20 protein-coding genes and 1 pseudogene are annotated in these 26,986 nt (G+C 70.0%); 8 read left to right on the top strand and 13 right to left on the bottom strand.

Annotated features, from left to right (window positions below; translation table 11 throughout):
- Positions 1-20: 20 nt before the first annotated feature.
- Complete coding sequence (locus AC2XR2_RS19570; protein ID WP_491515830.1) at positions 21-845, bottom strand: SDR family NAD(P)-dependent oxidoreductase; 825 nt, start codon at positions 843-845, stop codon at positions 21-23.
- Positions 846-868: 23 nt separating this feature from the next.
- The gene (locus AC2XR2_RS19565) at positions 869-2,071 is read right to left on the bottom strand and encodes a glycoside hydrolase family 1 protein (RefSeq protein ID WP_491515829.1); all 1,203 of its coding nucleotides are present in this window, start codon (positions 2,069-2,071) and stop codon (positions 869-871) included.
- A 472-nt stretch (positions 2,072-2,543) separates the two neighbouring features.
- On the opposite strand from AC2XR2_RS19565, the gene AC2XR2_RS19560 reads away from it, so the two are divergent.
- The 4 genes from AC2XR2_RS19560 to AC2XR2_RS19545 all read left to right on the top strand — a co-directional run bounded on the left by AC2XR2_RS19560 (position 2,544) and on the right by AC2XR2_RS19545 (position 9,670).
- Positions 2,544-6,203, top strand: a complete 3,660-nt coding sequence (locus AC2XR2_RS19560; protein ID WP_491515828.1) for a family 78 glycoside hydrolase catalytic domain — start codon at positions 2,544-2,546, stop codon at positions 6,201-6,203.
- Positions 6,204-6,519: 316 nt separating this feature from the next.
- On the top strand, positions 6,520-7,314 hold the full coding sequence (locus AC2XR2_RS19555; RefSeq protein WP_491515827.1) for an IclR family transcriptional regulator: 795 nt from the start codon (positions 6,520-6,522) through the stop codon (positions 7,312-7,314).
- Between the two features lie 100 nt (positions 7,315-7,414).
- The gene (locus AC2XR2_RS19550; protein WP_491515826.1) at positions 7,415-8,431 is read left to right on the top strand and encodes a PDR/VanB family oxidoreductase; all 1,017 of its coding nucleotides are present in this window, start codon (positions 7,415-7,417) and stop codon (positions 8,429-8,431) included.
- A 27-nt stretch (positions 8,432-8,458) separates the two neighbouring features.
- Positions 8,459-9,670 carry a cytochrome P450 gene (locus tag AC2XR2_RS19545; protein ID WP_491515825.1) on the top strand — a complete coding sequence of 404 codons (1,212 nt, stop codon included), beginning with the start codon at positions 8,459-8,461 and terminating at the stop codon, positions 9,668-9,670.
- 169 nt (positions 9,671-9,839) lie between these two features.
- Here AC2XR2_RS19545 and AC2XR2_RS19540 read toward each other — a convergent pair whose 3' ends face one another.
- The 9 genes and pseudogenes from AC2XR2_RS19540 to AC2XR2_RS19500 form a co-directional block, all read right to left on the bottom strand.
- The gene (locus AC2XR2_RS19540) at positions 9,840-10,508 is read right to left on the bottom strand and encodes a response regulator (protein ID WP_491515824.1); all 669 of its coding nucleotides are present in this window, start codon (positions 10,506-10,508) and stop codon (positions 9,840-9,842) included.
- On the bottom strand, positions 10,505-11,866 hold the full coding sequence (locus tag AC2XR2_RS19535; RefSeq protein WP_491515823.1) for a sensor histidine kinase: 1,362 nt from the start codon (positions 11,864-11,866) through the stop codon (positions 10,505-10,507). The genes AC2XR2_RS19540 and AC2XR2_RS19535 overlap by 4 nt, the downstream gene beginning before the upstream one ends.
- A 26-nt stretch (positions 11,867-11,892) precedes the next feature.
- Positions 11,893-12,747: an ABC transporter permease gene (locus tag AC2XR2_RS19530; protein WP_491515822.1), complete on the bottom strand. Its 855-nt coding sequence runs from the start codon at positions 12,745-12,747 to the stop codon at positions 11,893-11,895.
- Complete coding sequence (locus AC2XR2_RS19525; RefSeq protein ID WP_491515821.1) at positions 12,747-13,676, bottom strand: ABC transporter ATP-binding protein; 930 nt, start codon at positions 13,674-13,676, stop codon at positions 12,747-12,749. Before AC2XR2_RS19525 ends, AC2XR2_RS19530 begins: the two co-directional genes overlap by 1 nt.
- 171 nt (positions 13,677-13,847) lie before the next feature.
- Positions 13,848-13,973 (bottom strand): annotated as a pseudogene (locus AC2XR2_RS19520) (transposase family protein); the annotation flags it as partial.
- Positions 13,974-14,043: 70 nt separating this feature from the next.
- The gene (locus AC2XR2_RS19515) at positions 14,044-14,841 is read right to left on the bottom strand and encodes an IclR family transcriptional regulator (protein WP_491515820.1); all 798 of its coding nucleotides are present in this window, start codon (positions 14,839-14,841) and stop codon (positions 14,044-14,046) included.
- 55 nt (positions 14,842-14,896) lie between these two features.
- Positions 14,897-15,742 carry a fumarylacetoacetate hydrolase family protein gene (locus tag AC2XR2_RS19510; RefSeq protein ID WP_491515819.1) on the bottom strand — a complete coding sequence of 282 codons (846 nt, stop codon included), beginning with the start codon at positions 15,740-15,742 and terminating at the stop codon, positions 14,897-14,899.
- The gene (locus tag AC2XR2_RS19505) at positions 15,739-17,451 is read right to left on the bottom strand and encodes a bifunctional 3-(3-hydroxy-phenyl)propionate/3-hydroxycinnamic acid hydroxylase (protein WP_491515818.1); all 1,713 of its coding nucleotides are present in this window, start codon (positions 17,449-17,451) and stop codon (positions 15,739-15,741) included. The genes AC2XR2_RS19510 and AC2XR2_RS19505 overlap by 4 nt, the downstream gene beginning before the upstream one ends.
- A gap of 26 nt (positions 17,452-17,477) precedes the next feature.
- Positions 17,478-17,972, bottom strand: coding sequence for a VOC family protein (locus AC2XR2_RS19500; protein WP_491515817.1), 495 nt, complete (start codon positions 17,970-17,972; stop codon positions 17,478-17,480).
- Positions 17,973-18,208: 236 nt separating this feature from the next.
- Between AC2XR2_RS19500 and AC2XR2_RS19495 the strand changes: the two genes are divergently transcribed.
- The 3 genes from AC2XR2_RS19495 (at position 18,209) to AC2XR2_RS19485 (ending at position 22,881) form a co-directional block, all read left to right on the top strand.
- Positions 18,209-19,831: an MFS transporter gene (locus AC2XR2_RS19495; RefSeq protein WP_491515816.1), complete on the top strand. Its 1,623-nt coding sequence runs from the start codon at positions 18,209-18,211 to the stop codon at positions 19,829-19,831.
- An 84-nt stretch (positions 19,832-19,915) separates the two neighbouring features.
- A complete protein-coding gene (locus tag AC2XR2_RS19490; protein WP_491515815.1) occupies positions 19,916-21,385 on the top strand; it encodes an aldehyde dehydrogenase family protein in 1,470 nt (489 codons plus the stop codon).
- Positions 21,386-21,423: 38 nt separating this feature from the next.
- Positions 21,424-22,881: a carotenoid oxygenase family protein gene (locus AC2XR2_RS19485; RefSeq protein WP_491515814.1), complete on the top strand. Its 1,458-nt coding sequence runs from the start codon at positions 21,424-21,426 to the stop codon at positions 22,879-22,881.
- 188 nt (positions 22,882-23,069) lie between these two features.
- Here AC2XR2_RS19485 and AC2XR2_RS19480 read toward each other — a convergent pair whose 3' ends face one another.
- Complete coding sequence (locus AC2XR2_RS19480) at positions 23,070-24,578, bottom strand: MFS transporter (RefSeq protein WP_491515813.1); 1,509 nt, start codon at positions 24,576-24,578, stop codon at positions 23,070-23,072.
- Positions 24,579-24,787: 209 nt separating this feature from the next.
- A complete protein-coding gene (locus AC2XR2_RS19475; protein WP_491515812.1) occupies positions 24,788-26,005 on the bottom strand; it encodes an oxygenase MpaB family protein in 1,218 nt (405 codons plus the stop codon).
- A gap of 348 nt (positions 26,006-26,353) precedes the next feature.
- Here AC2XR2_RS19475 and AC2XR2_RS19470 point away from each other — a divergent pair, with 348 nt between their 5' ends.
- A complete protein-coding gene (locus AC2XR2_RS19470) occupies positions 26,354-26,956 on the top strand; it encodes a TetR/AcrR family transcriptional regulator (RefSeq protein ID WP_491515811.1) in 603 nt (200 codons plus the stop codon).
- Positions 26,957-26,986: the final 30 nt, after the last annotated feature.

The following is a 26,986-nucleotide window of genomic DNA, read 5'->3' as shown; positions in this document are numbered from 1 at the left end:
GGGTGGGGACGGCCGGCGGATCAGGCCGTTTCACCGGCGTCGGCGAGGAGCGTGCTGCCGGTCATGAAGGCGGACAGGTCGCTCGCGCAGAACAGCACCACGCGGGCGATGTCGTCGGGCACGCCGAGCCGGCCGAGCGGGCCCGGCCGCATGACGGACAGGATCTCCTCGGAGTCCAGCGGGACCCCGGCCGCGGCGGCTGCCGCCATGTTCCCCTCGGTCGGCACGAAGGTCGGGGCGACCCCCAGTACGCGAATGCCGAACGGTGCGAACTCCAGGGCGAGTTGGCGGGTCATGCCGCGCGCCGCGTGCTTGGAGCCGACGTACGCGGCGAGCCCTGGAGCCGTCCCGCGGAACCCGGCCGTGGAGACGACGTTGACGATGACGCCCCCCTGCCCGGCCTCGCTCATCCGGCGCGCGGCCTCCCGGGAGCCGAGGAAGACGCCTCGCGCGTTCACGGCGAACACCTCGTCGAAGGCCTCGCCGGACATCTCCAGCGCGGGTACGGCGGGGAAGATCCCCGCGTTGTTCACCCAGATGTCGAGCCCGCCGAACTCCCGGACCGCGAGGTCGGCGGCCGCGGCCACACTCCCGGCGTCGGTGACGTCCGTGTGGGCGGCCAGCGTCCTCCCGGGGCCACGGAAGTCGAGGTCCTTGGCGGCAGCGGACGCGAGCTCCCGCTCGACATCCGCGACGAGCACGTCCGCTCCCGCCTCGACCAGGCGCGCTGCGATGGCCCGGCCCAGCCCGCGGCCCGCGCCGGTCACGACGGCGCGCCGCCCGGTCAGCGAGATCAGCTCGGCCAGGGACCGGGGGGAGACGTCGGGTACGGATACCTGCATCATGAGTCCTTCCAGCTTCGGTGGGATCAGGCGCGCATACGGCGGGCGGTCTCGCCCAGCCAGGCGAGGCTGGGCTTGGGGCGGCGCTCGAAGGTCTCACGGTCGACCTCCACCAGCCCGAACGTCGGCTCCCAGTGGCCCCACTCGTAGTTGTCCAGCAGGCTCCAGTGCAGATAGCCGCGCACATCCACGCCGTCGCCGATCGCCTTGAGCAGGTGCTCCAACGCCTCGCCGGTGTAGGCGATGCGGCGGCTGTCGTCGTGGGTGGCGATGCCGTTCTCGGTGACCAGGATGGGCATGCCGCCGAGGACTTCGGCGGTGTGCCGCACGGCGATGCCCAGGGCGTCGGGCCGGTAGGGGGTACCCACGAGCGTGTTGTCCGGGTGCTGCGGGTGGGGTTCGACGCCCTCCGGGCCGACCCACTGGCTGGAATACGACTGCGCACCCACGAAGTCGTCCCCGCGCGCCCCCTCCAGGTAGAGGTCCTCCCAGACGTACTCCAGCTCCCGCTTCTTCTCCTCGCTCCCCGGGCGAGCGACGAACGCGCGGTTGGCCACCGTCCACCCGACCTTCGCTCCGGTGCGCTCGCGCAGCACCTTGCGGGCCGCGTGATGTGCCTCGACCAGCCGCGCGCCGATCTTCACGTCGGGGGCGGGCAGTTGCGGGCGCGGCCCCTCGTTGTCGACCGTGGGGCTCTGCCACTGTCCGGCGTCCTGCCGGCTCTGCATGGCCTGTGCCATGCCGACCATGATCGCCAGCATGTTCGGCTCGTTCATGGTGACGACCCACTCGACGCCGTCCAGGATCGGGACGACCGCCTCGACGTACGCTCGGAACCGCTCCACAGCCCGGTCGCCGAGCCAGCCGCCCTCCTCGGCGAACCAGAGCGGGCTGGTGAAGTGGTGCAGGGTCACGACCGGGGTGAGACCGAGCTCGAACGCCGTGTCGATCATGCGTCGGTAGTGGGCGAGTTCGGCACGCGAGACCAGGCCGGGGACGGGCTCGATCCGGGCCCACTCGATGCCGAAGCGGTAGGCGTTCAGGCCGGCGTCGGCGAGCAACCGCATGTCCTCGCGGTACCGGTGATAGCTGTCGCACGCGTCACCGCTGCGCTCCATCCCCGGCACGCGCCCCTCGCTCGCCCAGAAGTCGCTGCCCACGTTGTTGCCCTCGATCTGGTGCGGAGCGGTGGAGGCCCCCCAGAGGAACCCAGGGGCGAGTTCGGTCATGTCGACTGCCTTCTTTCGTGTCGGTCGTGGTGGACCTGGCCGCGCCTGCCCTGCGTCAGGGCACGGGGATCAGCGGCGGGCGCTGATCGGGCGGGCACGGGACGAGGTGACGTGCCCGGTTCGTGACGGGAATGAGCCGTGACGCTAATACTTACCGCATGGTTGGTTTTAGCCGTCGCTGGAACGTAGGCCGACATCGCACGCGGAGGAAGTCCGTCCTTCGGCTTCGTAATCAGTTCGTTACATGAGAGTGGGCGGTCGCCAGGTGCGGAGGTGTCGCGTTACGAGGTCGCTCGGACGGCGGCGCCGCGCCCCCGTTGCCTCGGACCATTGTGTTTCGGCCAGGGCGTTCGTAAGCTTTCCGCTTGGAAGGTATTGAAACGATTCAACCATCCGGATCGCGGAGGGGACGCCCCGATCCAACGCGGTGATGAAAGGAATCCGATCCATGGCTGAAGAGAACAGAAGTGCGTTGAGCCGCCGACATATGCTCGGCATCCTGTCGGCTGCGGCAGCCGGGGCCTCGCTCCCGCTCGCCGCGGCCGAGGACGCCAACGCGGCATCCGTCAGGCGTGGTTCCGCTCCGGCAGACCTGCAGGTGAACTCCCAAATCCGGCCCCTGGGCACGGAGACCACGCCGACGTTCAGCTGGGTGGCTCCGGTGGCCAGGCAGTCCGCGTACGAGGTCCAGGTCGGCACCGGGCCCGGCAAGTCAGACATCTGGAACAGCGGCAGGGTGGCGGGCTCGAACAGCACCGAGGTGGCATACGGAGGCGGCGCGCTGCGGTCCGAGCAGGCGTACTTCTGGCGAGTGCGGACCTGGGACGAGGACACGGAGCCCAGTTCCTGGAGCGAGCCCGCGCTGTGGGAGACCGGCCTGCTGAAGGGCGAGAAGGACTGGTCGGGCGCACAGTGGATCGGCGGCCGCATCGCGCAGGACCACGACTGGGCCGACCAGACCGCCACCGTGGTCTTCAGGGGCGGCGCGGATCCCGCGAGCGGCCTGTCCCTGCTCCTGCGCGCCGAACCCATCGGCAAGACCTGGGGCGAGGGGCTCAACTGGACCATCCGGCGAAACGGCGACGACATGCAGCTGGTCATGAGGACCAGCCACTACGCCGGGAACACCTGGGTGGACGACGGCACCTCCGAGCCGGACTGGGGCGTGAACCACTACGACCCGCAGAGCGAGACCAACCCCACCACGGCCGGCACCCGCACCGTCCCGGTCGCCACGGTCAGCCTCCCCGCCTCCACCGGCCTGACCAGGGACACCTGGGCCATCCGCGACCACACGGTCGAGGTGGCCGCCGTCGGACTCACCGTCACCACCACCGTCAACGGCGTGGAGGTCGACAGCCGCACCCTCACCGGCGACCAGATCCGCCGCCACGGAAGCTTCGGCTTCGCCGGCGGCACCTCCGCCACCGTCCGCCGCGTCGAGGTGACCGGCACCGGCGCCCGCGACTTCTCCGTGGACCTCACCACCGGCGCCAACCCCTTCGAGGCCGGCATCGGCACCCCGAACGGCCTGACCTTCCCGCCGAAGAACCCGTACATCCCCGCCAAGAACAGCGTGCTGCCGATCGCCAACCCGGCGCCGGTACTGCGCCGCGCGTTCAGGCTGCCGCGTGGGCGGCGTGTCGCCAAGGCCCGGCTGCACCTGAGCGCCGCCGGCAACGTCACCTTCACCGTCAACGGCGCCTCGATCACCGTAGACGGCAGGTCGGCGAACCGGGGCCGGACCAACGTGCCCCGGCTGCTGACCGACCAGAGCACCTACGACCGTACGGTGCTCTACGACACCTTCGACGTCACCACGCTGCTCCGGGCGGGCGGGGAGAATGTCGTCGCCGCCGAACTGGGGCGCGGCTGGTACGGATTGACGACGCCCCAGGAGTGGTACTGGCAGCTCGCCCCCTACGTCGGACAGCCCCGCCTGCGTGCGAAGCTCGTCGTGACCCACACCGACGGTTCCGCCACCACGGTGGTCACCGACGAGGACTGGCTGTGCGCGGACGGCCCCACATCCTTCGACTCCGTGTACTCGGGGGAGAAGTACGACGCCCGGCGCGCGGACGAGCTGGGGCACTGGCGCTCGGTCGGCTACCGCACAGGCCGCGGCTGGCGTCCGGCCACCGTACTGATCCCGCCAGGCAGTTGCTCCGGCCCGTCACCGAAGTACCACGGCACGCTCCCGGCCACGACGGTTCCCGAGGGCTTCAAACCCGCCGTCCTGCGGGCCCATGAGGCGGAGCCGGTGCTGGTCAACCAGACGCTGCGCCCGGTCTCCCTCACCGAGACGGCCCCCCGGTCAGGCGTCTGGGTCCTGGACTACGGCCAGATCCTCACGGGCCTCGTCCAGTTGCGGCTCACCGGCATACGTCCCGGCAAGGAGGGTCTGACGCTGCGGATCCGCGGCGGCAACCGGATCGTCGCCGGCGATGGCACGGCCGCCTCCCCGCTCTCCGTCGAGGAGGAGAACTACCAGCACGACGCCGATCTCCAGACGCACTACTACACCCTCGGCAGACAGCCGACGCAGACCTGGGAACAGCAGTTCAGCCACTTCGGCTTCCGCTACCTCGAAGTCATGAACCTCGAGGCCGTCCTCGGGCGGACCCCCGACCTGGAGCGGGACGCGGGTGTGTTGACCGTCGCCGTCGCCCGCTCCGGCTTCGCCCGCACCGGTACCTTCACCACGGACAACGCCCTGATCAACCGCCTCCAGCGCAACCTGGAGTGGGCCGAGCAGAACAACCTCGTCCAGAAGCCCACCGACACCCCGTCCCGGGAGAAGAACGGCTGGACCGGCGACGCCATGGCCAGCTCCGAGTCGCAGTCCCTCACCTGGGACGTCAACGCGGTCCTCACCAACTACCTGCGCCACTTCCCCGACACCCAGATCTCCACCGGCCAGCTGCCCATGTTCGTCCCCATCGCCAAGGGCGGCTACGGCTACGACCGCACCCCCGGGTGGAACGCCGCGTGGAAGGCGGTGCCGGCCTGGGACTCGGCGTACTTCGTCATCCCGTGGGAGCTGTACACGTACTACGGCAACAGCAGTCTGTTCGCCGAACTGTACGACCACCAGGACAGGCTCCTGACGTACTACGAGACGCTGTTCACCCCCGAGAACGACTACAGGTTCGAAGCGTCTCTCGGCGCCTACTCCGGTGCGGAGAGCCCCGGCAGCAACGCCGTCATCAGCCTCGCCTTCTACATCCACTTCTGCGACTACATGGACGAGGTGGGACGCAGGCTCGACCGTCCCGAACGCGCCTCGCACTACGCGAAGCTCGCCCGAACCCTGCGCAAGGCGTTCATCACGAACTACTGGGACCCGTCCAAGGGCTGCTTCACCCAGGGAAGCCTCTCCAGCGAGAACGCCATGGCGATCGCCTTCGACCTGGTCCCCGGCTCGGACCTGAACCCCGACGACCCCCGCCACATGGCCGGCACGAAGACCCTCACCGAGAACAAGAAGGCCCTGGCGAAGCTGCTCGCCGACCGGATCGTGGCGGCGGACCAGCACATCCAGAACGACATGTACGGCTCGCGCTACGAGTTCGACATCCTCAGCGAGTACGGCCACACGGACGTGGCGCTGAAGGCCGTCACGCAGACCGGCGCCCCGGGGTACGTGTACCAGATCGCGAAGGGCGCCACCTCACTGTGGGAACAGTGGACCGACCGGCTCTCGGTCAATCACCACTACCGCTCCAACGTGGCCACCTGGTTCTACCAGAGCCTGGCCGGCATCAAGCCGACCTCGACCGCATACGAGACGCTGCGCATCCGCCCGTGCATCCCCTCGGTCGCGGTCAACAGCCGCGTTCCGAAGAACACCGAGGACACCGACCTGGCACCTACGACCCTCGATCACGTCAGCGCCTCGATCGACACGGTGCGTGGCAGAGTTTCCTCGCGGTGGCGGCGTCGCGACGACGGCAGGATCGACCTCGCGGTCACTGTCCCGTACAACACCGAAGCCGAGATCTGGGTGCCCACAGTGGACAAGCCGGTCACCGCGCCCAAGGATGTGGCCTTCGTCCGCGACGACACCTTCGGTGGCGCTGCCTACAAGGTCTACCGGGCGCGGGCGGGGTCCTACTGCTTCAACGCCCGATGACGGCTGTCCGAGCGCTTTCGGCGGGGTAGGCCGCCCCTGACCGGCGGAAGCGCGTGCGCGGGCCCCGACACGGATGCCGCTGTCGGCCTCGGCCGCGTGAGGTCATGTCCGGCTGTCGCTGATCGCGGGCCGATGCGGGCCGGTGCCCGCCCCGGGCCGGCCCGCATCGGTGGCGATGGTCCCGTTGGTGTGATCTTGCAGATGTTCGGGCCTCGACAGACGACTGGACCCATGCGGTCAGCTGCCCGCTTGCTGCGGTTGTTCTCTCGCTTGACACTCTGCGGTGACGCCTGATGATGGCCGGGTGAGAACACAGATGGGCGAGTCGGTCCTGTCACGGATCGTACGGATCTTCGAGGCTTTCACGCCAGAGGAACCGGCCCTGACCGTGTCCGAGATATCCCGGCGAACCGGACTGCATGTGGCGACCGCGTCGCGGCTCGTGGCCGAGCTGGTCTCGCACGAGTTCCTCACGCGGGACGCGGATCGACGCCTTCGCATCGGCATGCGCGTCTGGGAGCTGGTCACCCGCGCCTCTCCTACCCTGTCCGTGCGCAACGCGGCGATGCCGTTCATGGAAGGGGTGCACGACGTTGTCGGGCACCATGTGCAACTCGGTGTGCTGGACGGTAACGAGGTCCTCTTCCTTGAGCGGCTGTCGGCGCCGGGCGCTGTCATCAACTACACGCGCATCGCCGGCCGCCTCCCGCTGCATGTCTCATCCGCCGGCCTGGTGCTGCTCGCCCACGCCCCGGCCGACCTACGTGAACGCTTGCTCAGCGGGCCCCTGCACCGCTATACCCCGGACACCCCGGCCGACCCCGCGCGGCTGCGAACCGTACTGGCCGAAGTCCGGCGACAGGGATACGCGTACTGCCCGGGATACGTCCATCAGGAAGCCCTCGGTATCGCCGCTCCGGTGCGCGACGGCCGAGGCGATGTCGTCGCGGCACTGGCCGTGATCGTGCCCAACGAGGCCGGTGCACAGTCCGTCGTCCCCGTGGTACGGACCGCCGCCCGCGGTATTTCTCATGCTCTCGGCGCACCCGACCCGCAGAGGCACGAGCCACACTCGCGCACCACGCGTCACAGCAGTGCGACGCCGAGATGACAAGCGTGGCAAGTTCGTCTCTCACTGATTGAGAACGCGGTCGCCACCGGTCGCACCCACCGCGCATCCTGCCTGCAACCCAATGACGGGAGGCGACGACGTGGTCGAGAACAGCGTGGTTGCGGACAGCACGTCCGCTGTCGGCACGGGGCTGCCGGCGCCGAGAAACGCCGCGAACTCAGTGACCTTGCAAGTCTCCGCCAAGGAGCCGGTGGCCGAGGGCGTGGTCGCCCTCACCCTCACGCACCCGGCGGGCGCACGCCTGCCGGACTGGACACCGGGCTCTCACATCGACCTGGTTCTGCCCGACGGGACGATCCGGCAGTACTCATTGTGCGGCGACCGATGGGACCCGTACACCTACCGGATCGCGGTGCTGCGGGAGCCAGCGAGCCGGGGCGGTTCCGCCTACGTGCACGATCGCCTACGACCGGGCGACCGGGTCGGGCTCGGCGGACCGCGCAACCACTTCCCCTTGGTGCCCTCGGAGACGTATCTGTTCGTCGCGGGCGGCATCGGCATCACCCCCTTGCTGCCGATGGTGCGCCAGGCTCATCTCCTCGGCGCCGACTGGCAGTTGCTGTACGGGGGCCGGACCCGGGCGTCGATGGCGTTCCGGGACGAGCTCACCGCGGCGTACGGCGACCGCGTCCACGTCGTACCGCAGGACGAACTCGGCCTGCTGGACCTGGCGGCCTGGCTGGGTACACAGCGGCCGGACACCAAGGTCTACTGCTGTGGTCCTGGTCCCCTGCTCGACGCTGTGGGCGCGGTCTGCGACTCCTGGCCGTCGTACGCGCTGCGCACCGAACGGTTCACCGCAGCGGCCCAGGCCGCGCCGGTGCGGGACACGTCCTTCGTGGTCGAGCTGCGGCGCACAGGACGCACCGTCACCGTCACCCCGCAGGTCTCCGTGCTCGATGCGGTGCGGCAGGCGGGCGTGGAGGTGTTGTCCTCCTGCGAGCAGGGGACCTGCGGCACCTGCCTGACGCCGGTGCTGGACGGGCTCCCTGACCATCGGGACTCCATCCTCGAAGATCATGAACGGACCGCGAGCGACTGCATGTTCCTGTGCGTGTCCCGCTCCTGTGGCGACCGTCTCGTCCTTGATCTGTAAGCCCTCGTCCTTCTCCAAGGAGCCGCTGTGACCGAGACCCTCGAAGGCACCGTCGTACCGCCTGTCAGTGACGTCGATCCGTTCGCCCCCGATGTCCTTCTCGATCCCGAACCGCTGCACCAAGCCCTGCGCGAGGCGGGACCGGTGGTGTATCTGGCGCGCTATGCCGTCCACGCCCTTGCCCGCTACGAACAGGTGCACGCCGCTCTGGTGGACTGGCAGCAGTTCGAGTCGGGCTCGGGCGTGGGGTTGGCCAACTTCCGCCACGAGGAGACGTGGCGCCCGCCGAGTGTGCTGCTGGAGGCCGACCCGCCCCGGCACGACGCACCGCGCCGGGTCCTGCGCGAGATCCTCGCCCCGCCCGCGCTGCGCCGTCTCCGCGAGGCGTGGCACACAGCAGCCGAGAAGATGGTCGACGACGTGCTCGCGGACGGGTCGGAGCTGGACGCGTTCGCGGTGCTGGCAAAGGCGTTCCCGCTGCAGGTCTTCCCGGACGCCGTGGGCCTCGGGCCGGATGGGAGGGACAACCTCCTGCCCTACGGCAACTTCGCCTTCAATTCCTTCGGCCCGGTCAACGAGCTCCTCAAGGCCGACGCACACCGGGTGGCCGAGCTGGCGGGCTGGGTCAAGGCCCAGTGCCGGCGTGAGGCTTTGAGCGAGGATGGGTTCGGCGCCCGGATCTGGGCTGCCGCCGATCGCGGTGACCTGACGTATGAACAGGCCCCCCTGGTCGTGCGCTCGCTGCTCACCGCGGGGGTCGACACCACCGTGCACGGACTCGCGGCCACTCTGTACGCCTTCGCCACTCACCCCGAGCAGTGGCAGCGGCTGCGTGAGCGGCCGGAGCTGGCGCGGGTCGCCTTCGATGAGGCGGTCCGCTGGCAGTCGCCCGTGCAGACGTTCTTCCGCACCGCCACCACCGACGTCCGTGTCGCCGGCACGGTCGTCCCCGAGGGCACGAAGATCCTGATGTTCCTCGGCGCCGCCAACCGCGACCCACGCCGCTGGACGGACCCGGACCGCTTCGACCTCGCCCGGGATCCCTCCGGACACGTCGGCTTCGGCATGGGCATCCACCAGTGTGTCGGTCAGCACATCGCCCGCCTGGAGGCCGAGGCGCTGCTGACCGCCCTGGCCCGCCGCGTCGAGCGGTTCGAGCTCACCGACACACCGCGCCGGCACCCCAACAACACTCTGCGCTCCTGGGCTTCGTTGCCCATGCGCGTTTATCCGGCCTGAACCGTCGTTCACGACGCTGACTGTGCCGTGGACGGGCAGACAATGTCGCTCTGCGTAATCAGAGCCCCGCTCGGCCAGGGAGAGTGAGGCGGGAGGCGGGGAGTCTGGCGGTGTCGCGGCCGAGGCGCTTCCTCGCAACGCCGTGGACATGACACGGCAGTGCAGGCTGTCACTGCCTGGCTCTGACCAGCCCGGCGTCGTACGCCATGATCACGGCCTGGATGCGGTCGCGCGCCCCGATCTTGGCGAGGACCCGCCCGACGTGTTTCTTCACCGTGGACTCGGTGAGGACGAGCCGTTCGGCGATCTCCGTGTTGGTCCAGCCGTGGCCGATGGCGACCAGGACCTCTCGTTCGCGGTCGCTGAGAGTCTGCAGCCGGGGGTCCGCCGGCGCGGGCGTGCCGGTCGGTGCGAGGACCTGATGGGCGTAGGCGTCCAGCAGCCGCCGGGTCAGGCTGGGGGCCACCACGGCGTCACCGGTCGCGACCGCCTGGATGCCCGCCACGAGTTCTTCGGGGCGGGCGTCCTTGAGCAGGAAGCCGCTGGCGCCGGCGCGCAGGCCTTCGTACGCGTACTCGTCGAGATCGAAGGTGGTCACGATGAGCACACGGGTACGGCCGCCGGTTCCGACGATCCGGCGCGTCGCCTCCAGGCCGTCCATGCCGGGCATGCGGATGTCCATCAGGACGACGTCGGGTCGCAGTTCGGCGGCCAGGCGGACGGCCTCGGCGCCGTGTTCTGCCTCGCCGACGGGGGTCAGGCCGGGGGTGCCTTCGAGGAGCATGCGGAAGCCGAGGCGCTGCAGGGGCTGGTCGTCGGCGATCAGCACAGTGGTCATGGCAGGTGTTCTCCCGATGCCGAGGGGCGGGGGGCGGAGGACATGTCGAGTGCGACGTCCACGACCCAGCCGTGTCCGGTGCCGCGGGGGCCGATGCTGACGGTGCCGCCGTACATGGCGGCCCGCTGACGGATGCCGACCAGGCCGTGTCCGGGGCCGTCGGTCTTCGGCTCGGGGCTCACTTGCCCGCTCGCCCCCGGTGGTGTCCCGGTGTCGGCGATCCGTACCCGCACCGTGCCGGCGTCGGCGGCCACGGCGACCTCGGCGGTGGAGCCGGTACCCGCGTGCTTGAGCGTGTTGGTCAGCGCCTCCTGGACGATGCGGTAGACGGTGAGTTGTACGCCGCTGCCCAGTGAGTCGAGATGGCCCACGGTCCGGTAGGTCACCGTCAGCCCCGCCGCGCGGACCCGCGCCAGCAGGGGGTCCACATCGTCGAGCCCCGGCTGCGGGCTGAGTATCCGTACGTCGTCCTGGTTCTCGCGCAGGACGCCCAGCACGCGGCGCAGTTCGCCCATGGCCTGCCGGCCGGTGTCGCCGAGGAGGCGCAGGGCCTCTGCGGACTGCTCGTTCCTGTTGGCGGCCAGGGTCGCGGCGCCGTCGGCGAGACCGACCATGACGGAGAGATTGTGGCCGAGGATGTCGTGCATCTCGCGGGCGACCCGGGACCGTTCGGCGGCGGCGGTGAGCTGGACGCGTTGGTCGCGCTCGATCTCCAGGCGGGAGGCACGGTCCTCCAGCGTCGCCAGATACATCCGGCGGATGCGCAGCGTCAGGCCGGCGGTGATGGCCGCGGTCGCCGTCCCCAGCAGGAAGAACAGGCCGAGCAGCGGATGCGGGACCGGCAGCAGGACGGTCGCGGCCAGGACCAGCTCGGCGGCGGTCAGGGCGGCCGCCCAGCGCAGTGCGCGCAGTGAACCGTGCAGGGCCAGGCTGTACAGGGCGACGAGCGCGCTGACGCCGGCCTGCTGCCAGATTCCCAGGGACCACTGGGCGAGGGAGATCAGCGAGATGACCAGGAACGTGGCGGCCGGCGCCTTGCGGCGCCACCACAGCGGCGCGATGAGGGCGGCGGCGAAGGCGAACAGGACGCCGGAGGGTGGTTGGCGGAGGCCCGCTTCCCCGAAGGGGCCAAGAGTACCGGGGGAGAGCAGGTCGGGCAGGCTGACAGCGGCGACGAGCAGGACCACCGCCGTGTCGAGCACCCATGGATATCGTCGGTCCAGCTCTCGCCGGCGGCTCTGGCCGCGCAGCACACAGCCCAGGAGGGGGTGCGCCCAGGCGGCGTCCAGGCCAGGGGACGTCGTGAGCGACGCCCCCTGGCCGGTGTCGGCGGCGGTTGCCGCTCGGCTCGGACTCATGGCTCCCATTGTCACCGTTTCGCCGGTCAGGCGTCGGTCCGGACCAGTCGGAAGGCCGCCCCGGCGAGAGTCAGCGCCACCCAGCCGGCGAAGACCGCGAGCCCCGCCCCGGGCGAGAGGGTGTGCGCGGCCTGGTGAAGGGCGTACATGGAGGATCCCGCGTTGCTGGGGAGGTAGGGGTTGATCGTGTCGTACCACGAGTCGGGCAGCAGGTTGGCCAGGCCGGGGAGGATGAGCAGGATGCCGACCAGGACGGCGATGGCCCCGGCGCTGGAGCGGAGCAGCATGCCCAGGGCCACGCCGAACACGGCCACGAGTCCGAGGTAGACGCCGGCGCCGACCAGGCTGCGCAGCACACCGTCGTCGCCCAGGGACAGTGCGATCTTCTCGCCGTCCAGGCCCAGGGTGCCCAGCTGGAACGCGGCCAGCGCGCCGATCGTGGTGGCCACCAGCGTGATGAGCCCGATGACGGCACTCTTCGTCCACAGGACCGGCAGCCGCCGTGGAACCGCGGCGAGCGTGGACCGGATCATGCCGGTGGTGTACTCGCCCGCGGACATCAGCACTCCGAGGACGCCCACGGCCAGCGACGCGAAGGTCGAGCCGAGCAGGGCCAGGCTGACCGCGTCCTGGGTACCGGAGCCGGAACCGGGGCCGGGCGGCTGGCCGGCCGTGGCGTCGGGGCTGTAGGTGGCGGAGGCAATCGCCCCGAGAGCGATCAGCAGGAGTACGGCGACGCCCAGGGTGATCCAACTGGAGCGCAGCGACCAGAACTTGGCCCACTCCGAACGCAGCACCCGGCGGCCGGTCACCTTGCGGACCACCGTCTGAGCGGGGGCAGGGGCAGGGGCGGGCGCAGAGGCAAGGGCGGTGGTAGTCATCAGGCGGCCTTTCGCTCGGTCTCGGCGGGGGCGCTGTGGTATTCGACGGCGTCGTGGGTCAGCTGCATGAAGGCCTGCTCCAGGGAGACGGACTGCGGGCTGAGTTCGTACAGCGCCACACCGTGTTGAGCGGCGATCGCGCCGATCTCACGGGCATCACGTCCGGACACCAGAAGTTCCTCGTCGGCGGAGGAGCTGATCGTGACATCCGGGCCGGCCAGCAGCGAACGCAGCTTCGCGGCCTGGGCGGTGGCCACCTTCACCCCGCCGCCGCCGGCCTCGCGGACGAAGTCGTCCACGCTGGTGTCCGCGAGCAGCCGGCCTCGTCCGATGATCACCAGATGGTTGGCGATCAACGCGGTCTCGCTCATCAGGTGCGAGGAGAGCATCACGGCGCGGCCCTCCGCGGCCAGCCCGGCGAGGAGGTTGCGCACCCACAGCACGCCCTCCGGGTCGAGGCCGTTGACCGGTTCGTCGAGCATGACGACCGCCGGGTCGCCGAGGAGGGCCGCGGCGATGCCGAGCCGCTGGCCCATGCCGAGGGAGAAGGCTCCCACCCGCTTCCCGGCCACGCTGGTCAGCCCGGCCAGTTCGATGACCTCGTCCACGCGGCGGCGCGAAATGCCGTGGGTGTGCGCCAGTGCCATCAGGTGGTTGAACGCGGTGCGCCCCGGGTGGACGGACTTGGCTTCCAGCAGGGAGCCGATCTCGTGCAACGGCGCGGCGTGCCCGGCGTAGGAACGTCCGTTGACGGTGACCGAGCCTTCGGTGGGAGCGTCCAGGCCGATGATCATGCGCATGGTCGTGGACTTGCCGGCGCCGTTGGGGCCCAGGAAGCCGGTCACCTCACCTGGTTTGACCGTGAAGGTCAAGTGGTCGACGACCGTCTTGTCCCCGTAACGCTTCGTCAGATCACGTACTTCGATCACGGGCGTGCCTTCCTCGCCTCGGCCGCGGACCACCCGCGGCATCTGCCTTTGAAACTACGGAAGTCGCCGGTCGCATCTGTGGCACCACGGGGGACACTTCGGCACGCGAGTGGTACCCCGGTCCCACTCGGAAGGGTCCTGAGGTCTACCGTTCCCGGAGACTGATCGGGGCTGCCAGTGCCGGGCGCCCCCTTTGCCGGTGCAGGCGGGGTCGACGGCGATGACCGGGATGCCGAGTTCGGCGGCCATGCTGACGAGCCGGGCCCGCAGCCGGGAGGCGGGCACGCCGGAGATCACGGCATCACGGCTGGTACCACCTGTCCGACGAAGTGAGCGGCTCTGTCGTCGACCGCTCGGGAGTGTCTCTTCAGACAGTCCCGTCCGTGGTGAGGGCCAGGCGTTCACTGATCTCGTTCGCTGTGGCCCGGACCTTCTGGGCGAACTCCGCCTCCGCTTCCGGGTAGACGCGGGAAGCGAGCGCTGCCACGCTCACCGCTGCGGTGACCTGGCCGTCCGGGAACATGACGGGGGCGGCGATCCCCACGACATCGGGGTCGAGTTCGCCGCGGGTGACCGAGTAGCCGAGACGGCGGATCCGGGCAAGGCGCTCCATCAGCGCGTCGACATCGGTGAGGGTGGCCGGGGTGAAGCGGCGCAGTTCCGCCGTCTGCAACAGTCGGCGGGCTTCGTCCTCGGGGCTCCAGGCGAGCAGGACCAGGGCGGAAGCGCCGGCGTTGAGTGGCAGCGTGCTACCGCGTTCGTAGGAGATCCGCACCGCGCGGGTTCCGCTCTCGGCACGGTCGACGCACACCACCAGGTCCCCGGTACGGCGGGTGAGCAGGACGGTCTCGCGCACCTCCTCCGCGAGTTCCTGCATCGACGGCAGGGCGACTTCGGACAAGCCGTAGCTGCGGCGCGCCACTCGCGCGATCTCCAGGACCCGCAGGCCGAGCCGGAACCCGCCGCCGGGAGCCTCTTCGAGGAAGCGCCCGGCCACCAGGCTCTGGAGATAGCGGTACGCGGTGGACCGCGCGACGCCGAGCCGCTCCGCCACCGCGGTGCCGGAGACGACGAGATGCGTGTCGTCGAACATGGTCAGGATGTCCAGCGCCCGGTCGGCGGTGGAATTGCGCTCGCGGTAGCTGGGGGACGCTGTTCCTGACATGCCGGACACTGTAGCGGTGCGGCGCGCGTTTCCGGAATGCCCGCCCTCCACGCGGTCACAGACTGTCTTTGACGACGGTGTTGCGCAGTTCGCCGATGCCCTCGACGGCGGTGAGGAGTTCCTGGCCCGGTCGCAGGAAGACCTTGGGATCGCGTCCGGCACCGACGCCGCCCGGGGTTCCGGTGAGGATCAGGTCGCCCGGCTGGAGGGTGATGATGATGCTGACGTAGGCGATGATGCCGGCCACATCGAAGAGCAGGTCGGCGGTGTTGGACTTCTGCATCGTGTGGCCGTCGACGCTGCAGGAGATGGTCAGCCCGGAGGCACCGGGTGGGAGTTCGTCGGGGGTGACGAGGGTGGGGCCGACGGGGGTGGTGGCCTCGAAGGTCTTGCCGGAGAGGAATTCGCGGGTGCGGTGCTGCCAGTCACGGACGGTGACATCGTTGGCGACGGTGTAACCGGCGACGTGTTCGAGGGCCCGGCGGCGGGGGATGTGTCGGCCGGGGCGGCCGACGACGACGCCGAGTTCGGCCTCCCAGTCGAGGTCGTCGCTGACCGGCGGCATGTGGATGTCGTCGTGGGCACCGATCAGCGAGCCGTCGTACTTGGCGAAGAGGGTCGGATGGCTGGGCGTCGGGCGGCCCATTTCCTTGATGTGGGTGGCGTAGTTGAGGCCGAGGCAGACGATCTTGTTCGGGTGGAGGACCACGGGGGCGAGGGTCACCGTGTCGAGCGGGACGCGGTCGCCGTTCCCCGCGGCCCGTTCCTGCCAGTCCTCGCCGGAGGCGAGCAGGGCGCCGACGTCGGTGTACGGCAGCAGGACGAACTCGTCGCCGTCCTGCAGAGCGGCGGCTGTCGCGGTGCGGTCTGCGCCATCGAGACGGACGGTGCTGAGCCTCATCGGCGTACTCCTTGGATGTGGGGCTGGACGTGGGGTTCGAGGCGGGAAGAGTGGGCAGCCGGCTCCCCAGAGGTGTCGGCCCCGGCGCTGCCGGTCGAGCGGCGCAGCTCCGCGGCCACCTGGCCCGCTTGGTGGGGGGTGAACACGGCGGCCACCAGTCGGTCCGGGCGTACGAGTACGAAGTGGCCGGTCAGTGAGGCGAAGAGGGCGTCGAGGCGGCCGTCGGCGTCGGCGATTCCCATTCGGCCGGCGTGGTCCCGGGGAGCGCGGTCGTCCAGGTAGGCGTGCACGCGGGTGGCCTCTGGAAGGCCGGGCGCGGCGGTGGCAGTCGCCCAGTCGGCGTCGGTCACGCCGATCCCCAGCAGGCTCCAGCCATGACCGAGGACATCGTCGAGCCGGGTGACCTCGTGGTGGGGTGCGCGCAGTACGCGAGGCTGGGGCAGTGGCGTGCCGACGAGTGACCGGTGCGGGCCTTCGAGGGGTACGACGGCCCCGGAGTGCACGCGGGTGCTGGGGCGGTAGCGCATCTCGGTGAGGTACCGGCGTCCGGGCGGGGTGCGCATGGCGGCGCGCACCATGAGGTCGCGCAGGTGGGCGCGGGGGCGGCTGGTGGTCATGACGATCCGCCCGAGCCGCACGGACAGGTCGATCACAGCTCTGGCGTGCGGTCGGCGTTCGGTGTCGTACGTGTCGAGCAGCGCGTCGCCGGCCCGTCCCGCCAGGACCTCCGCGATCTTCCAGCACAGGTTGGCCGCGTCCCGGACACCGGAGTTGAGGCCCTGGCCGGCGAACGGGGGCATCATGTGGGCGGCGTCGCCGAGCAGGAAGCAGCGGCCGTCGCGCAGCCGGTCGGCCAGGAGCGCGTGGAAGCTGTAGGCGACCGCGCGCTCGACCTGTTCGGGTGTGATCTCCCGGTAAGGGTGCAGCAGTTGACGCACCAGCTCGAACGGCGGCGGTGTGCCCGCCTCGCACTCGCCCGGCTTGAGCCGGAACTCGTAGCGGCAGCGGCCGCCCTGGCCGGGCACGATGACCACGGGCCGGTCGGGGTCGCCGTGGTGCATGCCGTACCGCTGGTCGTGGCCGTCCTCCAGCGTGTCGACCACCAGCCACACCTCGGGGAAGCTGCGCCCCTGCATGGGGATGGACAGCAGGTCGCGCACGGTGCTGCGGCCGCCGTCGCAGCCGAGGACGTAGGAGACGTCCACCTCCTCGACCGGTCCGTCCTCGCCGCCGGTCCGGAGGGTGACACGCACCCGGTCGGAGTGGCGGCTGAGGTTCGTCAGCCGGTTGCCGAAGCGGACGTCGACGTCCCGGAGGTGGCGCAGCTGCTCGCGCAACACCCGTTCGAGGTCAGGCTGCGCGAACGGATTCTTGAAAGGGTGGCCGTATCGCTGGTCGCCGGTGCCGCGGGCGTGTACGAGGGGGCGCCCACCGGCGCCGAAGTATCTGGTCCCGGTGCCCGGCACGATGATCGGGTACACCACCTCGTCGAGACCGGCCGACTGGAGGGTGCGAAGGGACTCGTCGTCAAGGCTGATCGCCTTGGCCGCGTCGCTGGTCGTGGCGTTGCGTTCGACCAGCAGAACCTTCACGCCCCGGGAGGCGAGCAGGTGGGCGGCCGTCAGACCGGTTGGACCGGCTCCCACGACCAGTACGGGCAGCTGGTGGGAAAGAGGTCTCGTCCGGGTGGCCGGTGGTGGTTCAGTCATGAGGATGCTCCGTCGCAGGCCGTGGATCACTGGACGGGCTGGTAGGCGGGGCCGCCTTCGATCAGCAACCGCTCGGCCTCGGCGAAGATCTCCTCGGGAGACTGGTCGAGGTTCAGCGTCTTGCGGAACGGCTGGCGCACGTCCCGCTCGATGCGCAGGTAGACCTCATTGCGGTTGCCCTCGGGGTCGAAGAAGTAGATCCCGATCGCGTTGCCGTGGGTGACCTCCTGCTGGACCTCGATGCCCTCGGTGCGGAACCGGTGATGGAAGTCGATGATCGACTCCAGCGAGTCCACACGCCACGACACCTGGTGCGTGAGCTTGCTCCCGGCCGGGGCGGTCCGGCCCTCCTGGAGCACGAACTCGTGGTGCTCCTCGTCGGGGCGGGACGAGAAGAACACGATGCGCCGCTCCTCGTCCTCGTCGGTCACGGTCAGTCCCATGACGCGGCTGTAGAAGTCGCGCATCTTCTCCAGGTCGTCGACCCAGAAGCCGGTGTGCCCCAGACCAGTGATAGCCATTTCGTCTCCATATTCAGGACTTGAAGTCTGATATTCAGGACAGTACAGAGCGGTCACTCGCCCGTCAATGGCGCCTACTGGCGTCGTACCCCTTGACTGGAGGGCGGCAAGAGATGCACTGTCCTGCTCAATGGACATTCTGTCCGGTTATTCGAGACAGAAGTTCCCGGCGTCGCCCGTCAACGGCGTCCCGCGCGTCCGCCCCGAGCACCCCGAGCACCCCGGAGGCATCCCTTATGACCGATCCCGATGTCGGAAGACCCTCGCCTGCCCCGAGCACTCCTGTTCCGCTGAGCCGCGGCACCCTGGCGGCAGCCTGTTTCGCCATCTGCGTCGCTCAGATCGGCATTCCCCTGGCCTCCCCGCTCATCGGAGAGATCCAGCGTGATCTCGGCGCATCGGCCTCCGCCCTGGCCTGGATCCCCGCCGCGTTCATCCTTCCGACGGCCATCCTGGAGCTGAACTTCGGTGTTCTCGGCGACTTGTTCGGCCGTAAACGCCTGCTCGTCGTCGGCGGGCTGTTGGTCGCGGTCGGCTGCCTGGTCGTCGCCACCGCGGGCTCGATGACCCAGCTGATCGCGGGTCAATCGGTTGCAGGCCTGGGCGCGGCAGCGATATTTCCCTCCTCGCTGGCCGTGATCGTCGCGGGCACCCCGCATCCCGTCGCCCGCGCCAAAGCCCTGTCGTCCTGGGCGCTCAGCCTTGCCTTCGGCGCCATGATCGCCCCCTTGATCAGCGGCTTCACCGCCGAGCACGCCCACTGGGGCTGGGCATTCGTACCGCTCGCGGTGCTGGGCGTGGCCTCCTCGGCCGTCAGCGGTCGCTGGATCGTCGACGCCCGCCAGGACGCCGCCGACCGCGGCCTGGACCTGCCCGGCCAGCTCACCATCGCCGTGTCGCTTCTGGCCCTGCTCTACGCCGTCATCGAGGGCGCCGGCGACGGTTACTCCGAGCCCCACATCGTGCTCGCGTTCGTCCTCGCGGCCGCCTCCTTCATCGGGTTCCTCGCCATCGAGCGAAGCTCGCGGGCGCCCATGCTGCGCCTGAACCTGTTCCAGACTCCCGCTTTCGCCGGGGCCGCAGCCGTCGGACTGCTCGCCCTGTTCGGCTTCATCGGCACCGCGTACGCGCTCAGCATCAAGCTGGAGTCCGTCCACCACGTGACCCCGCTGCAAGCCGCTCTGCCGTTCGCGCTCATTCAGGCGGTCCCCCTGCTGCTCACCCCGTTCCTGCCGAAACTGCTGCAGCGGTTGCATCCCCGCACTCTCCTGGTCGGTGGGCTCCTGTCGCTCGCCGCCGGAGAGTTCTGGATGGGACGCCTGCCGGGCGACGCGACGAGCCTCACTTCCATGACCGGCCCGATTCTGCTGATGGGAGTCGGCTTCATCACGATGTTCTCGTCATTGACGGCCGTCGCCGTCGGCATGGTCGACATCCGGTACGCCGGCATGGCCAGCGCGGTCACCAGCCTTGTTCGTGAGACCGGGCAGGCGCTTGGCCCCGCCGTCACAGGCGCCGTCGCCCTCGGCACGGCGAGCGGCTCCCTGGCCGACAAGCTCGACTCCTCGGGCCTTCCCCCGCAGGCCCTGGGCATCGCCAGAGCCGTCAACAGCGATGGAGGCGCACTCGCGGCCGCCAACGCCGACCTGGGTGACCTGTCGCGCACCGTGGCCCCCCTCGCCCGTGAAGCCCTCGAAGCGGGCCTGGACCTCAGCATGTACATCTGCGCCGGCGCCGCACTCGCAGGCGTGGTGATCGCCGCGCTCGCCCTGCGCCGCAGCGGAGCCGCCTCTCTTCTGGCTGTGGACACGCCCGCGCAGGAGGCGGCCCCAGCGGCGGTCACCCCGACCGGCACCTAGTCGTCGGCCAAGCCGCTTCTCTGCCTCTGGCCTTCGGCCCCGAGGGCACAGCCGCATCACACCCCTGACATGGATAGGGACGCCATGACACTTTTGGACAGCAGTATTTGGGAAGGCCGAGTCTTCTCCGGCTCGGGTGAATGGATCAGCGGTTCGGGTGAGGAGTTCGACGCGGTCGAGCCCGCCACCGGTAAGACGCTGGGCCGTGTCGGCTGCGCCACCCCCACCGACGTGAACAAGGCTGCCGAAGCCGCGGTGGTAGCCCAGCGGGAGTGGGCCGCGCGGCCGTATGCCGATCGCGCCGCGGTCCTGCGCCGTGCCGCGCGCCTGTTCGAGGAAAACCACGAGGAAATCGAGACCTGGCTGGTACGGGAGTCCGGCGCGATCCGGCCCTTCGCCGCCCTGCAGGTGGCCAGCGGCGGGGCGGAGGAATGCCACGAGGCCGCCGCCCTGGCCGCGGCACCCTACGGTGAGCTGCTGCGTTCCGGGCAGCAGCGGCTGTCCTTCGCCCGCAGGGTGCCGGTCGGAGTCGTCGGGGTGATCGCCCCGTTCAATGTGCCGCTCGTCCTCGCCATGCGCGCGGTCGCCCCGGCCCTCGCGCTGGGCAACGCAGTCATCCTCAAGCCGGATCCGCGCACCGCGGTCAGCGGCGGCGTCGTCTTCGCCCGGATCTTCGAGGAAGCGGGCCTGCCTCCCGGTCTGCTGCACGTGCTGCCCGGCGGCGCCGAGGTCGGCGCCGCCGCGGTCGAGCACCCGCACATACCCGTGATCGCGTTCACCGGCTCCACCAGGGCCGGCCGCGCCATCGGAGTCGTCGCGGCCCGGCACCTGAAGCGGGTGCACCTGGAGCTCGGCGGGAACTCCGCGCTGGTCATCATGGACGACGCCGACCTCGAGCGGGCCGCCTCGGTGGGCGCGTGGGGCTCGTACGTCCATGCGGGCCAGATCTGCATGGCCAGCAGCCGCCACCTCGTCCACACCTCGGTCGCCGACGACTACACCGCCCTGCTCGCCCAACACGCCGACGCCCTCCCGGTCGGCGACCCAGCCACCGAAGGCGTCCCCGTCGGACCGCTCATCGACGCCGGACAACGCGACAACGTGCACCGCATCGTCACCGAGACCGTCGAGGCCGGTGCCCGACTGGCCGCAGGCGGCACCTACGAAGGCCTGTTCTACCGGCCCACCGTGCTCACCGACGTACCACTGACCGCACCCGCCTACGCCCAGGAAATCTTCGGGCCCGTCGCTCCCGTCGTCCCCTTCCGGGACCTGGACGAGGCGGCCCGCCTGGCCGCCGGCACCGAGTACGGACTGTCCCTGGGCATCCTGACCCGGGACGTCATGAAGGGCCTGGCCCTGGCCGAGCGCATCCCCTCCGGCCTGGTCCACATCAACGACCAGACCGTCAACGACGAACCCGTCGCCCCCTTCGGCGGAGTCGGCGACTCCGGCACCGGCTCCCGCCACGGCGGCACCGCCGCCAACCTCGAAGCCTTCACCGAACAGCAGTGGGTCACCGTACGCGGCGACCTGCCCCACTACCCCTTCTGACCCAGCCCTGCTTCGACGGCAACCACAGGAGAACGCCCATGCGTACCGACTGGCTTACCGACAACAAGTTCCTCAATGGCCCCTTCACACCGTGGGCGGAGGAGAACGAGGCATACGACCTGGAGGTGCACGGGGAGATCCCGTCGGACCTTGCGGGCGCGCTGTTCCGTGTCACCGGCAACCCCCGTTTCCAGCCCCGCAACACCGATCGCTACCACTGGTGGGAGGGCGACGGCATGGTCTGCGGCATCTACCTGCGCGAGGGCCGGGCTGCGTACCGCACTCGCTGGGTCGAGACCGACTCCATGAAGATCGAGGTGCAGGCAGGCGAAGCCGTCTACAGCACCTTCATCAACGGCGGCACCCCCGGGCGACTGCCCGACGGAGCCCCGCCGGTCAAGAACGTCGCCAACACCAACGTCGGTGTCTTCGACGACCGACTTCTCGTCTACTACGAGGGCGCACTGCCCCAGGCAATGGACCCGGAGACCCTCAAGACCCTCGGCCCTTACGACTTCCACGGCGGGATCAACACCCTCTGCACCGCCCACTACAAGATCGATCCCGCCAGCGGTGACATGCTGTTCTTCGCCGCCATGGGCCCCTCCATCACCTGGTACCGCGCCGACGTGAAGACGGCCGAGATCATCGACTCGCACTCGTTCGACATCGGGGTGCCCGTCGTCATGCACGACTTCGCGGTCAGCGACCACTACGCCGTCTTCTTCGTCACGCCCGCCCAGTTCCGCTTCGACCGGGTGGCGCAAGGAGGGCCGGGACTGGTCTGGGACGAGAGCTCTCTCGATCACGGCACGCAGATCGTCCTCATGGACCGCCGTACCCATCAGGTCACCTGGCATGAGGCCGGCGGGCAGTTCGCCAACACCCACTTCTTCAACGCCTACGAGCAGGACGGCGAGCTGATCATCGACGGGCACCGAATCACTCGGCTCGGCACCCCCGTCGATCGCCCGGGTGCGTCGGTGACTTCCCACGAGTGGTTCCCCCCGGCCCTGCCCTACCGCTGGCGCGTCGACCTCGCCACCGGGCGCGCCAGGGAGGAGATGATCAGCGGGATCGCGGGCGAGTTTCCCAAGATCAACGACGCGTACGTGGGACAGCCCAACCGCTATGGCTACTTCGTCACCACCCGTGGACTGACCGACGACACCATGAGCGACGGCTTGGCCCGCCACGACTACCTCCTCGACAACACGACTGTCATCGAGGGCCCGGACGGGCTCACCAGCCCGAGCGAACCGGTCTTCGTCGCCCGTGAGAACGCCCAGGGCGAGGACGACGGCTACCTGCTCTCGCTCTGGTGGAATCGTGCCACCGACCTCAGCGAAGTGCTGATCCACGACGCCGCCGACCTGCGGCGCATTCCGCTGGCCCGGATCAAGCTACCCAGCCGGGTCCCGTTCGGCTTTCACGGAAGCTGGGCCGACCACGAGACCCTGGACAGGGCTGTCGCGGCCTGCCGGATCGGCGAGTGACCTACCGTCGGCAGCGTCCGGGTCGCTGACGACGGCCGCCTACGCGTACGCGGCCGATGGATGCTTGGGCGCCGAAGGGGCCGTACTGATCCGGAGTATCGGATCAGTACGGCCCCTGGTGCTCGGTGAAGTCGCCGGCCGGATGGTTCTGACAGGGACTCACGCGCGGTGCGGCCTCCGCCGGGACCTCACATGTGGACGGCGGGCGCGGCGTCGGGGTCCTGCTTCGGTACGCCGCGCCGGTAGAGGATGACGCTGACGACCAGGCCGACGGTGAAGAAGACGGCCGACCACCCGTAGGCGGTGGAGTAGGCTTCCAGGCCGGCCTGGGCCTGCACGGCGGGGTCCCTGGGGTCCTTGCCGGCCAGGTAGTCGGTGGCGGCGCTGGTGGCGAGGGTGTTGAGCAGGGCCGTACCGAGGGAGCCGCCGACCTGCTGCATGGTGTTGACGGTGGCGGAGGCGACCCCGGAGTCCTTGGCGGCTATTCCGGTGACGGCCAGGCTCGTGGCCGTGGGCATCACCAGGCCGAGGCCGAGGCCCATCATGACCAGTGCGGGCAGGATGTCCGTGGTGTATGAGCTGTTGAGGTCGAGGGCGGTCATCCAGGCCATGGCGGCGGCGGCCAGGCCCATGCCGAGCGGTACCACCGGCTTGGGACCGATGCGGGGTATCAGCACGCTGGAGGCGAGGGTGGCGCTGATCATGATCGCGCCGGTCATGGGCAGGAAGGCCAGGCCGGTCTCGATGGGCGTGTAGCCGAGGCTCTGCTGCAGGTAGTAGGTGAGGAAGAGGAACACGCCGAACATGCCGGCGCCGCTGATCAGCATGGCGATGAAGGAGGCGGCGCGGTTGCGGTCGTGCAGGATGCGCAGGGGCAGCAGGGGGTGGGAGGACTTGGTCTGCCACACGGTGAACGCGGCGAGCAGGACGGCTCCGGTGACCAGCCAGCCCCAGGTCTGCGGCGAGCTCCAGGCGTGGCTCTCGGCGTTGGCGAAGCCGTAGACCAGGCTGAACAGGCCGCCGCCGACGAGGACGGCGCCGGGGATGTCGAGCCTGGCGCTCCTGTCGCGGGCGGTGCGACGCAGCAGGAGCGTACCGCCGACGAAGGCGACGGCGGCGAAGACGAGGTTGACGTAGAGGGTCCAGCGCCAGTCGAGGTGCTCGGTGAGCACACCGCCGAGCAGCAGGCCGATGGCGCCTCCGGCGCCGGCGATGGCGCCGTAGACACCGAAGGCCCTGGCGCGTTCCTTGGAGTCGGTGAACGTCGTGGTCAGCAGGGACAGCGCGGCTGGTGCGAGCAGGGCGCCGAACAGGCCCTGGCCGGCGCGCGCGGCGACCAGCATCTCGAAGCTGCTCGCGGCGCCGCCGACGGCGGAGGCCCCGGCGAAGCCGACCAGGCCGACCAGGAAGGTGATCTTGCGGCCGAAGAGATCGGCTATCCGTCCGCCGAGCAGCAGCAGGCTGCCGAAGGCGAGGGCGTAGGCGGTGACGATCCACTGCCGGTCGCCGTCGGAGAAGCCCAGGTCCTTCTGGGCCGAGGGCAGGGCGATGTTCACGATCGTCGCGTCGAGCACCACCATGAGCTGGGCCATGCCGATGACGGCGAGGATCCACCAGCGGTGGCGAGGCGGTGCGTCGGCTGACGGGAGCGCGGACACGGTGGCCGTGTCCGTTGCGGCGGTGGTCGTTTGGGACATGACGAGGTCTCCAGCCGAGGAAGTGGTCGAGAGGCGGAAGGTGCGGTGGTGCGGTAGGACGGCTGCTTCGATGGAGCTCGTCACGTGGTGCGGTCAGTGGTCGGGGCGCCGACAGCCACGGCTCGGCGGTGCGAGGCAGTGCGAAGCGGCACGGAAGGGGTGGAAGAGGGAGAAAGGAGGGAAAGGAGGGAAAGGGGAGAGAGCGAGGATCAGGCCGCCGACGTGGCCGAGCGGTGGATGCCTGTGGTGCGTTGAAGGGCGACACCGAGGGGAAGGACGACCGCGATCGGTTCGGAGGCGGGCTCGGGCACATCGGCGGCCTGTCGGCGAGCTGCCTGGGCCGAGGCGGGGGAGAAGGTCTGCCAGTACCGGGCCTGGCGGTTCAAAGTGCTGATCAGCGGCATGTGGTCGGTCGCGGCCGGGACGTCGGGGATGCCCAGACGATCTGCTGCCGTCTTCCCGAAGGCCTGTCGGAGCATGCCGCGGATCAGTTCTTCGAGCTGGCCCTCGGACAGAACCGCGCCCGGCGCCTGAGCCGTCGCGCGGGCCTGTGCGCCGATCACGGCGGCGGTCGCGGCGCGTGAGTTGGCATCGGGGGCGGCCGTCACGGCGTCCAGCAGGTCCTGCAGGCGGCGGGCGCCGGCGTGGTCGGCGACGTCCTTGTACAGGTTCTCGTCGAGCCCCAGGAGATGGGCGACGTAGGCCCAGTACTGGTAGAGGTTGCCCTCCTCCTCGCCGGTGATGTCGATGCCGACGGCCGCCAGGGCCTGAAAGGCGATGAGGGTGAAGCCGAGCCAGGTGCGGGCCATGTCGAGCTGTCCGATCGGCAGACCCGGGGCGCCCCTGTCCCAGTCCGTGAGGGATGTGGCCCGCAGACGGGCGTGGCGCAGCCGGGCCTCGACGGTGGCCACGTACCCCGGCTCTCCGCGCAGCAGCCCTCCCGGCCGGATGGTCTGCCGCGCCCACACCCCGGTCTCCACGAGCCGACGTGACACCGTGGGCCTCGGCCGGTCGGTTCGGACCAGCTGCCGTGCGCCAGCCGGGGACGCGCAGGTGTGGACGAGAGCGCTGGTGATCGAGCAGAGCCCGAACCACATGGGTGGGACGGACAGGCTGACGACGTCGCCGCGGTGGAGCATCAGGCGGTCGACCCGGTCAGGGGTGGTCTCCACCTGCTTGAGGAGTGCGGCGACGGCTTCGGGGGGCCGCTCGTCGAGGCCTGCGAGGCCGTTCCTCAGGCCGGCGTCGAGAGCCCGCCGTGCCGTGGCGCCGTAGCGGTCGAGCTCGGCGATGACGGCGTCGGCGAGTGGATCCCCGACGGTGAGCAGAGGTGCCATGCGGTCGGCCTTCATGGTGTGTCGGCGGCCTGCCGCTTCCAGGTCGATCACGCGTTCGGTGGCTGTGTGGGCGGTGTGGTTCGTGGTCATGTGTCGCTCACTTCCGAGGGGGCGCTGCCAGGGCATCCGGGCGCACGCTGTCCCGAGCCGGTCGGGGAGGCGGGGGTGGCTGCCGGGCGATTTCTGACACCTATCAGATTAGGGGAAATCTGATAGGTGTCAAGTAAGCTCTTCTCGTGGGCCCGGAGCCGGGTTGCGGAGAGGTCTCACCGCGGCCAGGGGGCAGGCGCTCTTCGGGAGGAGCGCGAGGACTCACCGTCGAAGACGCCTGTGCGGCACAAGCGGCACAGGCGCGAGCAATCAGCCATGGAGGCAGTGATGGGAGCACGAACCGAGTCCGTTCGACGGCCGGGACGCCCCGGGGCCGACACTCCCTCGGTGCCCGGGGAGGAGAGCATCCTGCAGCGCGGCCTCGAAGCGTTCGCGGAACTGGGCTACGACCATGCATCTGCCCGTGAGCTGGCCCGCCGTCTGGGTGTCAGCCACAACTTCATCAATGATCGGTACGGGTCGAAGGCGGCGTTCTGGCGTGCGGTGATGGACCACGCGTTGGGTGCGCAGCTGGCGCGGTTGCCGCAGGTGGATTCCGGGGTCGACGACGCCGAGCGGCTGAGGCGGATCATCAGCGGCTTCTACCGATCAGCGGCGGACACGCCGCTGATCGGGCGCATCTTCGTGGACGAGGCGTCCCGGGACACCGAGCGGTTGGACTACCTGTACGAGCACTACCTCACGCCCGTCCTGCAGCTCATGACGCCGAACATCGAGCGGCTCGTCGCCTCCGGTCGCATGGCACCCCCTCCGATGGACGTGGTGTTCTTCGCTGTCATCCCGCCCGTCGGGGGAATGGTGGACGGCCCTCTGGCGCGGCGCCTGGGCAGGCCCGAGCCCGCCTCGCCGCAGCAGCTCGCGGCGAGGGCGGACGCGCTGGCGACGCTGGTGGTCAACGGACTGCTCGCCACGGGTGTTTCGGCCGACTGACCTCGGCCCAGGGCCTGGCCGACGACTTTC

It is taken from the genome of Streptomyces sp. LS-MS-L19, assembly GCF_058382285.1.
Note: the sequence above shows the minus strand (reverse complement) of the source record. Positions and strands in the feature narration are given on the sequence as shown.

Bases quoted from the DNA above. Each gene is read 5' to 3' on its own strand.
- AC2XR2_RS19570 (WP_491515830.1), bottom strand. From the start codon at position 845: ATGATGCAGGTATCCGTACCCGACGTCTCCCCCCGGTCCCTGGCCGAG.
- AC2XR2_RS19565 (WP_491515829.1), bottom strand. From the start codon at position 2,071: ATGACCGAACTCGCCCCTGGGTTCCTCTGGGGGGCCTCCACCGCTCCG.
- AC2XR2_RS19555 (WP_491515827.1), top strand. From the start codon at position 6,520: ATGGGCGAGTCGGTCCTGTCACGGATCGTACGGATCTTCGAGGCTTTC.
- AC2XR2_RS19540 (WP_491515824.1), bottom strand. From the start codon at position 10,508: ATGACCACTGTGCTGATCGCCGACGACCAGCCCCTGCAGCGCCTCGGC.
- AC2XR2_RS19535 (WP_491515823.1), bottom strand. From the start codon at position 11,866: ATGAGTCCGAGCCGAGCGGCAACCGCCGCCGACACCGGCCAGGGGGCG.
- AC2XR2_RS19530 (WP_491515822.1), bottom strand. From the start codon at position 12,747: ATGACTACCACCGCCCTTGCCTCTGCGCCCGCCCCTGCCCCTGCCCCC.
- AC2XR2_RS19515 (WP_491515820.1), bottom strand. From the start codon at position 14,841: ATGTCAGGAACAGCGTCCCCCAGCTACCGCGAGCGCAATTCCACCGCC.
- AC2XR2_RS19510 (WP_491515819.1), bottom strand. From the start codon at position 15,742: ATGAGGCTCAGCACCGTCCGTCTCGATGGCGCAGACCGCACCGCGACA.
- AC2XR2_RS19505 (WP_491515818.1), bottom strand. From the start codon at position 17,451: ATGACTGAACCACCACCGGCCACCCGGACGAGACCTCTTTCCCACCAG.
- AC2XR2_RS19500 (WP_491515817.1), bottom strand. From the start codon at position 17,972: ATGGCTATCACTGGTCTGGGGCACACCGGCTTCTGGGTCGACGACCTG.
- AC2XR2_RS19495 (WP_491515816.1), top strand. From the start codon at position 18,209: ATGACCGATCCCGATGTCGGAAGACCCTCGCCTGCCCCGAGCACTCCT.
- AC2XR2_RS19490 (WP_491515815.1), top strand. From the start codon at position 19,916: ATGACACTTTTGGACAGCAGTATTTGGGAAGGCCGAGTCTTCTCCGGC.
- AC2XR2_RS19485 (WP_491515814.1), top strand. From the start codon at position 21,424: ATGCGTACCGACTGGCTTACCGACAACAAGTTCCTCAATGGCCCCTTC.
- AC2XR2_RS19480 (WP_491515813.1), bottom strand. From the start codon at position 24,578: ATGTCCCAAACGACCACCGCCGCAACGGACACGGCCACCGTGTCCGCG.
- AC2XR2_RS19475 (WP_491515812.1), bottom strand. From the start codon at position 26,005: ATGACCACGAACCACACCGCCCACACAGCCACCGAACGCGTGATCGAC.